Below are 13936 nucleotides of genomic sequence, written 5' to 3' on the forward strand. Positions count from 1 at the left end.
GTCAACCTCGACCCCCGCATGGCCAAGCTCGCCGGCGGCGTCCACCGTCTCGACGGCCAGCTCATGGTCGTCCTCGACGTCGATCGCGTCCTCGAGCTCAAAACCGAAGTGCAGATGGCTGCGTGAGCCCCAAAACATCGAAGCCGGAGAACCAAAATGAAGACGTGTTTGGTGGTCGATGATTCCAGCGTCGTGCGCAAGATCGCACGCCGGATCCTGGAAGGCCTGGAATTCGAAGTCACCGAGGCCGAGGACGGCTCCAAGGCGCTCGAGGTCTGCCAGCGCAAGCTGCCCGACGCGGTGCTGCTCGACTGGAACATGCCGGTGATGGACGGCTTCGAGTTCATGGGCCACATGCGCCGCCTGCCCGGCGGCGACCAGCCCAAGGTCGTGTTCTGCACCACCGAAAACAACGTGGCTCATATTGCTCAGGCGCTCAGCGGCGGCGCCAACGAGTACATCATGAAGCCCTTCGACAAAGACATTATCGCCGACAAATTCGCTGAAGTCGGCTTGATCCCGGTCGGACAAGCGATGGTCTGAGTGTCTGGCGAAGCGTTCCAGCCAGAGTGTTCCCAGTACAGCTTCCGAGAGGCTATCCGTGACCCCGACCGAGTATGAGTATCTGCGCAAGTTCCTGAGGGATCATTCCGGGCTCGATCTGTCCGCAGACAAGCAATATCTGATTGAAAGCCGGCTGTTGCCGCTGGCGCGCAAGGCCGGGCTCTCCGGCATCGGCGAGCTCGTGCAGAAGCTGCAAGGCGCTGGCTCGGGCGCGCTCGTCACCAGCGTGGTCGAGGCGATGACCACCAACGAGACCTTCTTCTTCCGCGACAAGGTCCCGTTCGATCATTTCCGCGACCACATCATGCCGGAGATCATCAAGGCGCGTGCCGGCCGCCGCAGCGTGCGCATCTGGTGCGCCGCCGGCTCGACCGGACAGGAGCCCTATTCGCTGGCGATGAGCCTGAAGGAGATGGGTGCGGCCCTGACCGGCTGGCGCGTCGAGATCATCGCGACCGACCTGTCGCAGGAGGTGCTCGAGAAGGCCAAGGCCGGCATCTACAGCCAGTTCGAAGTGCAGCGCGGCCTGCCGATCCAGATGCTGATGAAATATTTCAAGCAGACCGGCGAGACCTGGCAGATCAATCCCGAGCTGCGGGCGATGATCCAGCACCGGCAGCTCAATTTGCTGCACGATTTCGCCCAGCTCGGCACCTTCGATGTCATCTTCTGCCGCAACGTGCTGATCTATTTCGACCAGGATACCAAGATCAACATCTTCAACCGTCTGGCACGCCAGATCGAGGGAGACGGCTTCCTGGTGCTGGGCGCGGCCGAAACGGTGGTCGGACTGACCGACACGTTCAGGCCGATTCCAGAGCGGCGCGGTCTCTACAAACCGAACGATCCGCGTGCCGCAGCCGCCAAGCCGGCTCTTGCCGGCGCAGCGCCGCGCATGGCGGTGATGGCGGGGCGATAAGCATGTCCGAGGATGGAAAGGGTCTCGAGCGGGTGACGTTCAGTCGCGGCTACGATGTCTGCATCATGGCCATCGACGGCACATGGCGCCGCGACTGCAAGCTCAACGCGATCTCCGACACCGACGCCATCCTCACGGTGGAAGGCTCGATTCAGGGACTGAACCTGAAAGAGTTCTTCCTGCTGCTGTCGTCGACCGGCCTCGCCTATCGCCGCTGCGAGCTGGTGCGGGTCAACGGCGCCGAAATGGACATCCAGTTCCTGCGTGGCAAGAACCGGAAGAAGCGCGGCGCGGCCGGTGGCCGTGACGAGGCGGCGTGATCTTCACCTGCGTCTCGTCGGCGTTTGCCGACACGTTGGTTCATATTTGCTGAAACATCCGACCGAATTTGCCGGAGCTGCTTTACGTCGCCTAAGCGCGAACCGTGTATCCATTGCCGGTCTCAATCTCAGGATCCGGTAATGCCCAGAAGCTCTCTCTCCCCCCTCCCGTCAAACCTGCCCGACGGCGCCGAGCGGCGCGCGCTTCAGCTTCTGGTGGTCGATGACGACGCCACGCAGCGCAGCCTGATCACGATCGCGGCCAGGCAGGCCGGCCACGAAGTCACTGTGGCGCCGTCCGTGGCGGAAGCGATCGAAAAACTCCGCACCGCGCGTTTCGACTGCGTGACACTCGATCTCGTGCTGGAGGATGGCGACGGCATCGACGTGCTGGGCGAGATGGCCAAGGCGAAATTTGGCGGCGCCGTGATCGTCATCAGCGGCATGGACGGCAAGCGCCGCAGCGCCGCCCGCAGCTTCGCCCGTTCCGTCGGGATCGGGCTCCAGAGCCTGCCCAAGCCGCTGGATCTGGCGGCGTTGCGCATCAGCCTTGCCAATCTCGGCAAGACCGCGATGGGCCTGCCGGCGATCCACACCTGGGGTGGCGTCGCCACCGACGCGATCGTGGAACGGCACCGCGCCTGAGCCGCGGGCCTGCCATGCGATGAAATGCGGTCGCCGCGCCGCAGCTATCGCGATCTACACCGAGCCGCCGGCTTCCGACAGGCACTCCAGGGCGTGGCCAAGGCCCGCCCGGCCGGCGTCGAGAGCGGCGATCGCCGTGGCATACCGGGGTGTGACGTCATCGAGCACGAAGACGTCGGCGGAACCTTCCGGATCGCTTCCGTGTTCTTGCTCCATGGCTGTGGCGATCCGGCGCATGTTGGTCTCGATCTGCGAGATCAGCATGCGAAGGTCAGCCGCAATCAGCTGACGGCTCTCGACTTCGGGCATTGCGACCAGAGGCGGCGTACCGGCCAAATTTAGCATGGATATTCTCCGTCCTCTGCAATTAGGCGCCTTGCCGCTACTTGTGCGTTAAGTCCGTGTCCCGTACAAATACGGTGGGCCGAATCCGCGCCGAACGTCATAACAATTGGCGCGGACGCGAGTCCTTCATGCCAACCGGATGTGTGGCACATGGCCGAACAAAGCTCTCGCGGTGAAATCTTCGTGGTCGACGACGACGCTGCCGTTCGCGACACCTTGTCGATGGTGTTGAAGGCGGCGGGCTATGAGGTGATCTGTTTTGCGGACGGCGCAGCATTGCTCTCCGTCGCGCGAAACCGCACACCTGCAGCGGTCCTGCTCGACGTGCACATTCCCGGCAAGTCGGGCCTCGACATTCTCAAGGAGCTGCACGGCGAAGACTATCCGGCACCGATCTTCATGATCTCCGGACAGGGCGATATTGCGATGGCGGTGGGGGCCATCAAGAGCGGCGCGCTCGACTTCATCGAGAAGCCGTTCCGCGGCAGCGAGATCGTCGGCCGGCTCGACGAGGCGATCGGCGCCTATGCACGCAGGCAGTCGGAGAACGCGGCGCCGAAGTTCGGCTCGCTGCATTTCCCCGGACGCGAGCCGTTGACGCGCAGGGAGCGCGAGGTGCTCGAGCAGTTCGCCGCCGGCGCCTCCAACAAGGAGGCCGGCCGCACGCTCGGCATCAGCCCGCGCACCATCGAGGACCACCGCGCCAACATCATGAAGAAGCTCGGTGCACGCAATGCCGCCGATCTGATCCGGATCGTGATGACCGCGGCCCAGCGCGCGTCGTAGCACTCGCGTTGAAGCTTCGTAGCCTGGATTGCGTTGCGCTCCATTCCGGCGACGGACCCTCGCGCAGGATCCTCCACATCAACTGGCCAGCGCCCTGCGGATGATCCGCGCCAGATCCGATTTGCGATAGGGCTTCGCCAGCAGCAGAACGCCCGAATCCAGCCGGCCGTGATGGATGATCGCGTTCTCGGTATAGCCGGACGTGTAGAGCACCCTGAGATCGGGACGCGTCCTCTGGAGTTCGTCGGCGAGCTGCCGTCCGTTCATCTTGCCGGGCATGATGACGTCGGTGAACAGGAGGTCGAACGGTCTTCCGGCGGCGACGATTGCGAGCGCCTCCGCGGCGTTCGCCGCCTGCAAGGTGACGTAACCCAGCGAATGCAGCTGCGCCAGCACGTAGTCGCGCACCAGCCGGTCGTCCTCGACCACCAGAATCGTCTCGTGTCCGCGCTCGATGGTCGCCGGCATCACGCCCTCGCCGACCACCGTCGGCGTCTTGCCGGGCGGCAGGTACATCTTGATCGTGGTGCCGTGGCCTTCCTCGCTGTAGATCTTGATATGGCCCGCGGACTGCTTGATGAAGCCGTAGACCATCGAAAGCCCAAGTCCGGTGCCCTTGCCCGGTCCCTTCGAGGTGAAGAAGGGGTCGAACACCCTGGCCAGCATGTTGGCGGGAATTCCGCTGCCGGTGTCGCTCACGGCGATCAGCACGTAGTGGCCCGGCGGAACGTCGTTGGCGCTGGCATAGACCTCGTCGAGATAGGCGGCGCCCGTCTCCATGATCAGCTTGCCGCCGCCGGGCATGGCGTCGCGGGCATTGAGCGCGAGGTTGAGGATCGCGGTGGTGAGCTGGCTGGGATCGACGATCGCGACGCAGCTCTCGTCCTCGAATACCGCTTCGATATGGATCTGCTCGCCCAGCGTCGGCCGCAATAGTTTCGCGGTGTCGATGATCAGCGAGTTGATGTCGATCTCGCGCGGCTGGAGCGGCTGCTTGCGCGCAAACGCCAGCAGGTGCTGCGTCAGCTCGGCGCCACGCCCGGCGGCCTCGTCGATCATCTTCGTGATCGCTGCGAGCTCCGGCTCCTTGGCCACCGCGTCGGCCAGGATCTCGATCGTTCCGGTGATGACGGTGAGAATGTTGTTGAAGTCGTGCGCCACGCCGCCGGTGAGCTGGCCGACGGCCTCCATCTTCTCGGCATGGCGGATGCGCTCGTCGGCCGCGATCTTGTCGGTTAGGTCGCGGTAGAACACGTTGAACAGCAGGCCCTCGCGGCGCTTCAACGCGGTGACGCTCAGCTCGGCCTTGAATTCCTTGCCGTCGCGGCGGCGGCACATGAGTTCGTGGCGGCGGTTCAGCGTCCTGCCGTCTTCGTTTTCCAGGAAATGCTTCAGGCCCGTCCTGACCCTTTCGCGTTCGCTCTCGGCAACGATCAGGTCAATCGTGCTCTTGCCGAGCACCTCGTCGCGATGCCAGCCGAAGAGTTGTTCGGCCTGCGAATTCCAGTTCAGGATGCCGCCCGTCTCGTCGGTCTGGACGAAAGCGTCGAGTGAGGTCTCGACGATGTTGCGCGCGAGCCGTTCGCTCTCGCGCAGGGATTCCTGCGCCAGCCGGGCCTCCGTCATGTCACGCCCGACGAAGAAGAAGCGCTTGGCCTGGGCGGACCAGCTGGCGAGCCAGGACAGCCAGACCTCGTGGCCTTTCTTGTGGAAGCAGCGGGTGTCGGCCAGCCTGGGACGTTCGCCGCGTCGCAGCGCGCGCATCTCGTCGCGCGACTGGTCGAGATGGGCGGGATGAATGAAATCGGCGCCGCTGCGGCCGATCATCTCCTCCGGCCGGTAGCCGAGAATGGCCTCGCTGCTCGGACTGATCTGCACGATGTTGCCGCGCGCGTCCATCACCATGATCAGATCCTGCGAGGTCTCGAAGATCTGTCGTCGTTCCTCGAGCTGCTGCTGCAGCGCCCGCTCGGTCCGTCGCGCCTCGGTCAGGCTCCGGGCCGACCCGGAGACGCCGATGATCTCACCCGACAGCCCACGGATCGGGGAGAGGCTGAGCGAGATGTCGATCGGCGTGCCGTCCTTGCGCAGGCGCACCGTCTCGAAACGCTCGATCGGCTCGCCCCGGGCGATCTGCCGTAAAATATCCTTGCCCTGCTCGCGACGGTCGGGCGGGACGATGATCGAGGTGGACTGCCCGATCGCCTCGTCGGCCGAATGGCCATAGAGGCGTTCGGCAGCGGGATTCCAGCCCGTGATGATGGCATCGAGCGATTGCATCACGATCGCATCGTCGGAGGATTCGACGGCAGCGCTGAACAAGCGCTCGCGCGCTTCATGATGGCTTCGCGCGGCCTCGGTGCGGCGATGCTCCTCGACCTCGCGTTCGAGAGCGGCCGTCTTCGCTCGCGTCTCTTCGACCATCCGGGCAAAGGCCCGCGCCAGCACGCCGGTCTCGCCGCTGGCATCCAGGGGAATGTCGGCGGGCCGTCCGCTGCCGATCGCCTCCACCGCCGCGGTCAGACGTCCGATCGGACGCGTCAATGAGCGCGCCAGCAGCACCGCAAGTAAAGCTGCGGCAAGGACAGCAAGCAGGCCGACCAGCGAGGAGGTTTTTTGAATGGCCGCCGGAACGCGGCTGAACACCGATGGAGGGGCCGTCTCGATGATCGCGACCCACTCCTTGCCGGCAAGAAGCGCCGGTGCAATCGCGGCTCCACTGGGCCGGCCCGACCGGTCGCTCATAAGCTGCGCCGATGCTTGCGGCAGGCCGGCCCGGGCTGCAAAGAATGGAAAGTCACGGCGCCAATCGTTGGCGCTGCCGTGCAATGAACCGAACTCCCGCGCGCGATCGGGATGGACGAGATAGTCGCCACGCGAATTCACGACATAGATCTCTCCGCCTGCGCTCGCGGTCGAGCGGACGCGGTCGAGCGCGGGACGCATGTCGATGTTGGCGATGATGATGCCGAACGGCTTGCCGTCCGGCGCGAACAGCGGCGTCGCAACGCGCAACGTCGGAATGTGAAGGTCTGTGGTTCCTCCGTGTCGGGTGGCGAGCTCGACTGGTGAAACATAGATTTCGCCCGGCGCCAGTCGAATCGTCTCCTGGAAGTAGGTTCGTTCGCTCTTGCGTTCGAGTTCGCCGTTGGGGGCAATCCGTACTGCTCCATTCGGGCCGGAGCGATCGACGCGGACAAGTTCACGCTGGTCGTCGTCGAGGCCGATGATTCGAAATTGGCCGTAGCTCGGTTTCGCGTCGATCTCGGCTGCGAGCCGCGCAGCGATGCGCTCGCGCCAGGTTTGCTCCGAAACGCCGTCGAGAGCGTCGGTCCCTCCACCGATATGGGCGCGGATCAGGCCATTGATGGCTGCGGCGGAGCGATAACCGAGCAGATCGCCGCGAGCGCCGGCAACGTAGGATTCAAGATGCGTGGCCAGCAAGCTTGACTGGGCTTCGATCCGTTCCAGGACCCGCGGAATGACCGCCTGGGTGGTGTTGCGATAGCCGAGCCAGCCGACCGCGGCCACGGTGATCGCCACCAGCAGGATCATCGTGATGGCCAGCCGCGTTGCGAGCGTCATGGGGATAATTGCACCGCTTCCCGAATGGCCGCGCCTGTGCTGCGTTGGAACGGAGTGAAGGTTCTTGTCATCGGCGGCCGCTGCTGACATCCGGATTTCCGACCGATGCCATCCCCGCCGCGTCCAGGCAGCCATCAACCGCGGCGAGCAGTGCGTCGGCCCGGAACGGCTTCTGCAAGCTCGCCACCGCACCGAGCCTGGTCGCCATTTTGAGGAAATCCGGCTCGGCATAGGCGTCCGGCGTGGCCGAACGACCGGAAATGACGATGATCGGCATCGCCGGCTGCAGCGCCCGGATGTGGCGCATCGTCTCCAGGCCGTCCATGCCGGGCATGAAGATGTCGAGAAACAGCAGGTCGAACTGGCTGGCCTCGAACAGCGCAAGTCCCTTGCGGCCGTCCCCGGCGGCGGTGACATCATGACCGGCCCGCTCCAGGAGTAGCCGGATCGTCATCTGCACGGCCGGGTCGTCATCCACGATCAGGATGTTGGCCACGTCTGGTATCCTCCGGGTCGAATGGGACTTCCCAGCGACCGCAAATCAAACCATCAGATACGAAATTGTTGCGCGGATTGCATGCGGCCTGCAAGCACTTCGCGGGCGATCCGACGGGTGCTCGCAAAAGGCGAAGTCGGTGCGCCAACTTATGCACGATTACGTGCATAAGCGCGCGAGATAACCGCGCGCGACAGGCCTAGTCGGTCAGGTATTCCGGATAGTTGCTTCGGATCGTGTCGAGCTCGCTCAGCGTGCCCGACAGGTGCTTGCGCAGATGCTGTTGCGCGGCATCGGCGTCGCCGGCCTCGATCGCGCGCGTGATCAGCTTGTGGTGGCGGACGATATTCTGGGCCTTGCCGGGCGAGGGCAGATGCAGCCGCCGTAGCCGGTCGATATGTCCGCTGCGACTGCGCACCAGCGTCCAGAGATCGTGCTTGCCGGCCGCGGCATAGAGCTGCGCGTGAAAATCATTGTCGCCGGCAATGAAGCTCTCGAAGTCTCCGGCCTTGGCGAATCGCTGCTGGAGCGCGATCGCATGGTCGAGGCGTATGACCAACGCGTCGTCGTGCTGCTCCGCGAGCAGCCGGACGATTTCGAGCTCCAGCGCCTGACGAAGGAAATGCGCCTGCTCGGCGCGGCTGACATCGACCCGGCTGACGACGGTCGCGTGCTGCGGAAACACCTCGACCAGCCCGTCTTCCTCCAACCGCATCAAGGCATCGCGGATCGGCGTCGAGCTGACGCCGAATTGCGCGGCGAGGTCGGTGCGCGACAGCGGCGAGCCCGGCGGCAGTTCGAGCGCGAGAATGGCGTTGCGCAGCCGCTCGAACACCTGCGGTGCGGCCTGCCGGGCCCGGTCGAGCCGCGCGCCGGGGCGGGCGGTCGCGCGAGGCGCGGGTTGGGCTGGTTCCATGTGAAGAGTTCCGGCGGCCTTGCCTTGGATGCACTAATGCATTAGTGCATCAGTCAGATCGCTCGTCAATGGCGGCCGGAGGAAACGAACAACAATGATCAAGCAATTGCAGTGTGGCCTCGCAGCTATCGCCCTGATGGCCGCCACGGCGCTGACGGCGTCGCCCGCGGAGGCGCAGCAGAAGTCTGAGATTGCGCTGTCGCGCCAGCCCGGCATTTTCTACATGCCGAGCCACATCATGGAGAAGCAGAAGCTGATCGAGAAGCACGCAGCTCAGCTCGGGGTATCAGGCGTCACCACCAAATGGGTTACGTTCTCCGGCGGTGGTGCGCAGACCGATGCGCTGCTCGCGGGCGGCGTCGACATCCTCAACACCGGCACCGGCAATCTGCTGCTGCTGTGGGACCGCACCCGCGGCGGCGTCAAGGGCATCGTCGCGACGTCGGCGCAGCCGATGACGCTGATCAGCCGCGACGCCAACATCAAGTCGATCAGGGATTTCGGCCCCGGCGACAAGATCGCCGTGCCGACCGTAAAAGTCTCGACCCAGGCAATCGTATTGCAGATCGCCGCCGCCGAGGCTTTCGGTGCCGACCAATGGTCGAAGCTGGATTCCAACACCGTGCAGCTCGGCCATCCCGACGCCTATGCGGCGCTGTCCAATTCCAAGCACGAGGTGCATACCCACTTCTCGATCCCGCCGTTCACATTCCTGGAGCTGAAGAACGTGCCGGGCGCGCATGTCGTGCTGAGCTCGCCTGACGTGATGGGCGGGCCGCTGAGCCAGGCGCAGTTCTTCACCACGACGAAATTCGCCGATGCCAATCCGAAAATCATCCAGGCCGTGCGCGATGCGACCAAGGAAGCGCAGGATCTAATCCGCAGCGACACCAGACAGGCCGTCGAGATCTACAAGGAGATCACCGGCGACAAGACCTCGGTGGAAGAGCTGCTCGATCTCCTGAAGGAGCCCGGCATGATGGAGTGGAATCTCGGGCCGCAGGGCACGATGAAATTCGCCGCCCATCTGTTCAAGACCGGTACGCTGAAGACCCAGCCCAAGGCCTGGACCGACTACTATCTCCCCGTCGCGCACGACCTGAAGGGCAACTGATGGCGCTGCTCGACGTCAGCTCCGTGACGCTGCGCTACAAGACCTCCAGCGCCGTCGTCACCGCGACCGAAAGGGTCAGCTTCACCGTCGACAAGTCCGATCGCTTCGTGCTGCTCGGGCCGTCCGGCTGCGGCAAATCGACCCTGCTCAAGGCCGTCGGTGGCTACATGGCGCCGAGCGAAGGCCGCATGACCATCAACGACCGCGAAATCCGCGGCCCTGGCGCCGACCGCATGATGATTTTCCAGGAGTTCGACCAGCTGCTGCCTTGGAAAAGCGTGCTGGCGAACGTGATGTTTCCGCTGCTGACCGCGCGAAAATTGTCGCGCAAGGACGCCGAAGCGCGTGCGCGGGCCTATATCGAGAAGGTCGGCCTCACACGCGTCGTCGATGCCTATCCGCACACGCTCTCCGGCGGCATGAAGCAGCGCGTCGCGATCGCGCGCGGCATGGCGATGGAGCCCGACATCCTGCTGATGGACGAGCCGTTCGCCGCGCTCGACGCGCTGACGCGGCGAACTTGCCAGGACGAGCTGCTCCAGCTCTGGAGCGAGACCAAGTTCACCGTGCTGTTCGTGACCCACTCGATTGCGGAAGCGATCCGCATCGGCAACCGCATCCTGCTGCTGTCGCCGCATCCCGGCCGTGTCAAGGCCGAGGTGATCGACGTCGACAAGGTCTGCAATGACGATGGCAGCGCCGGCCGGCTGGAAAAGGAGATCCATGATCTCCTGTTTGCCTCCGAAGCGACGGCGCATTGAGGGAAGCCGCTATGGGCGAAGCCAGAATATTGCTCCGTGAGGCGCCGGCTGCCGCCGCCGGCGCACCGGGCGAAGTCGAGCGCAAGCTGAGCGTGCTCGAGTTGTTGTGGAACGACGGTTTTGTCCGCAAGACCGTCATCATCCTGTTTCTCGCGACGGTCTGGGAGGCCTACGGCCTCACCCTCGACAATCCCCTGCTGTTTCCGACGCTGCACGACACGGCTATCACGCTGTACGACCGCGTCAAGGACGGCACCATTCCGATGCGGGCCTGGGCCTCGCTGAAAGTGCTGTTCATGGGCTATTCGGCCGGCATCGTGCTGGCCGCGATCTTCACCGTGCTCGCGATCTCGACGCGGATCGGCACCGACTTCCTCGAGACGGTCACTGCGATGTTCAATCCGCTGCCAGCGATCGCGCTGTTGCCGCTCGCTTTGATCTGGTTCGGTCTCGGCAACGGCAGCCTCGTCTTCGTGCTGATCCATTCGGTGCTGTGGCCGGTCGCGCTCAACACCCACTCAGGCTTCAAGAGTGTCTCGAACACGCTGCGCATGGTCGGCCGCAATTACGGTCTGCGCGGGCTGCCTTACGTGGCAAAGATCCTTATTCCCGCGGCGTTCGGCTCGATCCTCACCGGCCTGAAGATCGGCTGGGCCTTTGCCTGGCGCACGCTGATCGCGGCCGAGTTGGTGTTCGGCGTGTCCTCGGGGCAGGGCGGGCTCGGTTGGTTCATCTTCGAGAACCGCAACCTCCTCGACATACCTGCGGTCTTCGCAGGCCTCTTGACGGTGATTATCATCGGGCTTTTTGTCGAGAACCTGATCTTCCGCGCCCTCGAGCGGAACACCGTGCAGAAATGGGGCACCCAATCATGACCAAGAAGAAAATGACGCCCGACCAGCTCCGCAGCGCGCGCTGGTTCGCACCCGACGATCTCCGTTCGTTCGGCCATCGGTCCCGCACCATGCAGATGGGCTACGCGCCGGAGGAGTGGAAGGACCGCCCGATCATCGCGATCCTCAACACCTGGTCGGACGCGCAGCCCTGCCACATGCATTTCAAGTCGCGCGTCGACGACGTCAAGCGCGGCATCCTGATGGCCGGCGGCCTGCCGCTGGAATTGCCGGCGCTGTCGCTGTCGGAATCCCTGCTCAAGCCGACCACCATGCTCTACCGCAATCTGCTGGCGATGGACACCGAGGAACTGCTGCGCAGCCATCCCGTCGATGGCGTGGTGCTGATGGGCGGCTGCGACAAGACCACGCCGGCGCTGCTGCTCGGCGCAACCTCGATGAACATCCCGGCGATCTATCTGCCGGCCGGCCCGATGCTGCGCGGCAATTGGAAGGGCAAGACGCTCGGCTCCGGCTCGGACGGCTGGAAATACTGGGACGAGCGGCGCGCCGGAAAAATCTCCGAGAAGGACTGGCTCGATATCGAAGCCGGCATCGCGCGGAGCTACGGCACCTGCATGACCATGGGCACGGCTTCCACCATGACCGCGATTGCCGAGGCGATCGGCATGACGCTGCCGGGCGCCTCCTCGATTCCCGCCGCCGACGCCAACCACATCCGCATGGCCTCTGAATGCGGCCGTCGCATCGTCGAGATGGTCTGGGAAGATCTGACGCCGAAGACGATCCAGACCCGAAAAGCGTTCGAGAACGCGATCGCAGTGGCGATGGCGATGGGCTGCTCGACCAACGCGATCATTCATCTGATCGCGCAGGCTCGCCGCGCCGGTCTCGACATCGGCCTCGACGATTTCGAGATTGCGAGCCGCAAGGTGCCCGTCATCGCCAACGTGCGGCCGAGCGGCGATTCCTATCTGATGGAGGACTTCTTCTATGCCGGCGGCCTGCCGGCGCTGATGGGCCAGATCAAGCCGCACCTGCATCTCGACTGCATCACCGTCACGGGCCAGACGCTGGGCGAGAACATCGCGCATGCTGAGGTCCACAATGACGACGTGATCCGCTCGATCGACAATCCCATCTACAAGGAAGGCGCGCTCGCCGTGCTCAAGGGCAATCTCGCGCCCGACGGCTGCGTCATCAAGCCGAGCGCCTGCGCGCCGCGCTTTCTCAAGCACACCGGCCCGGCGCTGGTGTTCGACGACTATCCCGCGATGAAGAAGGCGGTCGACGATCCCAACTTAGACGTCACCGAGGATCACATCCTGATCCTGCGCAATGCCGGGCCGCAGGGCGGGCCGGGCATGCCGGAATGGGGCATGCTGCCGATCCCGACCAAGCTTGTGAAGCAGGGCGTGCGCGACATGGTGCGGATCTCGGATGCGCGCATGAGCGGCACAAGCTACGGCGCCTGCATCTTGCACGTCGCTCCCGAATCCTATGTCGGCGGTCCGCTGGCGCTGGTGCGGAACGGCGACCGCATCACGCTCGATGTCGCGGCCCGCACCATCAATCTCGACGTGTCGGAGGCCGAGCTCGAAAAGCGCCGCGCCGCCTGGAAGCAGCCCGAACGCCGCTTCGAGCGCGGCTATGGCTGGATGTTCACCAAGCACATCAAGCAGGCCAATGACGGCTGCGACTTCGACTTCCTGGAGACCGATTTCGGCGCGCCGATCGGCGAACCGTCGATTTACTAGCCAACCACCATCGTTCCGGGACGATGCGGAGCATCGAACCCGAACCTCGAGATTCCGGGTTTGCGCTTCGCGCGCCCCGGAATGACGAAAGAGAGAGTGATAGCCCATGACCAAACTCAGCGAAGCCATCCGCACCAAGCTCAAATCCGTCTCCACCGCCACCGTCGCCACCGCGTTGTTCAAGCGCGGTCTGCGCATCCAGATGATCCAGGATGTGCACCCGCTCGGCGCCGACCAGCCGACCATGGTCGGTGAGGCCTTCACGCTGCGCTACATGCCGGCCCGCGAGGATCTCAACACCATCGACGTGTTTAGGGATCACTCTCATCCGCAGCGCAAGGCGGTCGAGAATTGCCCGGCAGGCAGCGTGCTGGTGATGGACAGCCGCAAGGACGCGCGCGCCGCTTCCGCCGGTGCGATCCTGGTCACGCGCTTGATGAAGCGCGGCGTCGCCGGTGTCGTCACCGACGGCGGCTTTCGTGACTCGGCCGAGATCGCCAAGCTCGGTATCCCCGCCTACCATCACCGCCCGAGCGCGCCGACCAATTTGACGCTGCATCACGCGATCGAGATCAACGTCCCCATCGGCTGCGGTGATGCGCCGGTGTTTCCCGGCGACGTCATTCTCGGCGACGCCGACGGCGTGATCGTGATCCCCGCGCATCTCGCCGACGAGATCGCCAACGAAACCTTCGAGATGACCGCGTTCGAGGACTTCGTCACCGAGGAAGTCAACAAGGGCCGCGGCATCTTTGGTCTCTATCCGGCGACGGATCCGCAGACGCTCACCGACTTCGCAGCATGGCGGAAGGCGAACGGGCGGTAAGTCCGTGCGCCAGCACCAAGTCATGTCAAAAAACAGGCCGGCCGCACC

Annotated in this window: 14 protein-coding genes and 1 pseudogene; 11 read left to right on the top strand and 4 right to left on the bottom strand. The window is 64.4% G+C overall.

Annotation, left to right across the window (positions count from 1 at the left end; genetic code table 11):
• The 5 genes and pseudogenes from IVA88_RS03735 to IVA88_RS03755 form a co-directional block, all read left to right on the top strand.
• Window positions 1-126: pseudogene (locus IVA88_RS03735) on the top strand (chemotaxis protein CheW); the annotation flags it as partial.
• A gap of 30 nt (window positions 127-156) precedes the next feature.
• Window positions 157-543, top strand: a complete 387-nt coding sequence (locus IVA88_RS03740) for a response regulator (protein WP_027568377.1) — start codon at window positions 157-159, stop codon at window positions 541-543.
• A 58-nt stretch (window positions 544-601) separates the two neighbouring features.
• Window positions 602-1483 carry a protein-glutamate O-methyltransferase CheR gene (locus IVA88_RS03745; RefSeq protein ID WP_247495949.1) on the top strand — a complete coding sequence of 294 codons (882 nt, stop codon included), beginning with the start codon at window positions 602-604 and terminating at the stop codon, window positions 1481-1483.
• 2 nt (window positions 1484-1485) lie between these two features.
• The gene (locus IVA88_RS03750) at window positions 1486-1803 is read left to right on the top strand and encodes a PilZ domain-containing protein (protein WP_247323919.1); all 318 of its coding nucleotides are present in this window, start codon (window positions 1486-1488) and stop codon (window positions 1801-1803) included.
• Window positions 1804-1944: 141 nt separating this feature from the next.
• Window positions 1945-2448 carry a response regulator gene (locus IVA88_RS03755; RefSeq protein ID WP_247495950.1) on the top strand — a complete coding sequence of 168 codons (504 nt, stop codon included), beginning with the start codon at window positions 1945-1947 and terminating at the stop codon, window positions 2446-2448.
• 54 nt (window positions 2449-2502) lie between these two features.
• Here IVA88_RS03755 and IVA88_RS03760 read toward each other — a convergent pair whose 3' ends face one another.
• A complete protein-coding gene (locus IVA88_RS03760; RefSeq protein ID WP_247495951.1) occupies window positions 2503-2793 on the bottom strand; it encodes a hypothetical protein in 291 nt (96 codons plus the stop codon).
• A gap of 150 nt (window positions 2794-2943) precedes the next feature.
• Between IVA88_RS03760 and IVA88_RS03765 the strand changes: the two genes are divergently transcribed.
• On the top strand, window positions 2944-3579 hold the full coding sequence (locus tag IVA88_RS03765; protein WP_247495952.1) for a response regulator: 636 nt from the start codon (window positions 2944-2946) through the stop codon (window positions 3577-3579).
• Window positions 3580-3657: 78 nt separating this feature from the next.
• Here IVA88_RS03765 and IVA88_RS03770 read toward each other — a convergent pair whose 3' ends face one another.
• The 3 genes from IVA88_RS03770 to IVA88_RS03780 form a co-directional block, all read right to left on the bottom strand.
• Window positions 3658-7254: a PAS domain S-box protein gene (locus tag IVA88_RS03770; RefSeq protein WP_247495953.1), complete on the bottom strand. Its 3597-nt coding sequence runs from the start codon at window positions 7252-7254 to the stop codon at window positions 3658-3660.
• On the bottom strand, window positions 7232-7660 hold the full coding sequence (locus IVA88_RS03775) for a response regulator (RefSeq protein WP_247495954.1): 429 nt from the start codon (window positions 7658-7660) through the stop codon (window positions 7232-7234). The genes IVA88_RS03770 and IVA88_RS03775 overlap by 23 nt, the downstream gene beginning before the upstream one ends.
• Window positions 7661-7859: 199 nt before the next feature.
• The gene (locus IVA88_RS03780; RefSeq protein ID WP_247495955.1) at window positions 7860-8576 is read right to left on the bottom strand and encodes a GntR family transcriptional regulator; all 717 of its coding nucleotides are present in this window, start codon (window positions 8574-8576) and stop codon (window positions 7860-7862) included.
• Window positions 8577-8670: 94 nt separating this feature from the next.
• On the opposite strand from IVA88_RS03780, the gene IVA88_RS03785 reads away from it, so the two are divergent.
• From IVA88_RS03785 to IVA88_RS03805, 5 genes are all read left to right on the top strand, one after another.
• Window positions 8671-9690: an ABC transporter substrate-binding protein gene (locus tag IVA88_RS03785; protein ID WP_247495956.1), complete on the top strand. Its 1020-nt coding sequence runs from the start codon at window positions 8671-8673 to the stop codon at window positions 9688-9690.
• Window positions 9690-10451, top strand: a complete 762-nt coding sequence (locus IVA88_RS03790) for an ABC transporter ATP-binding protein (protein ID WP_247495957.1) — start codon at window positions 9690-9692, stop codon at window positions 10449-10451. The genes IVA88_RS03785 and IVA88_RS03790 overlap by 1 nt, the downstream gene beginning before the upstream one ends.
• Window positions 10452-10462: 11 nt before the next feature.
• The gene (locus IVA88_RS03795; RefSeq protein WP_247495958.1) at window positions 10463-11326 is read left to right on the top strand and encodes an ABC transporter permease; all 864 of its coding nucleotides are present in this window, start codon (window positions 10463-10465) and stop codon (window positions 11324-11326) included.
• The gene (gene araD / locus IVA88_RS03800; RefSeq protein WP_247495959.1) at window positions 11323-13062 is read left to right on the top strand and encodes an L-arabinonate dehydratase; all 1740 of its coding nucleotides are present in this window, start codon (window positions 11323-11325) and stop codon (window positions 13060-13062) included. The genes IVA88_RS03795 and araD overlap by 4 nt, the downstream gene beginning before the upstream one ends.
• Before the next feature lie 106 nt (window positions 13063-13168).
• Entirely contained in the window at window positions 13169-13888 is a 720-nt protein-coding gene (locus tag IVA88_RS03805) for a ribonuclease activity regulator RraA (RefSeq protein WP_247495960.1), read from the top strand.
• Window positions 13889-13936 lie beyond the last annotated feature (48 nt).

Origin of the sequence: Bradyrhizobium sp. 149, from assembly GCF_023073915.1 — a bacterium.
In the GTDB taxonomy this organism is placed as follows: domain Bacteria; phylum Pseudomonadota; class Alphaproteobacteria; order Rhizobiales; family Xanthobacteraceae; genus Bradyrhizobium.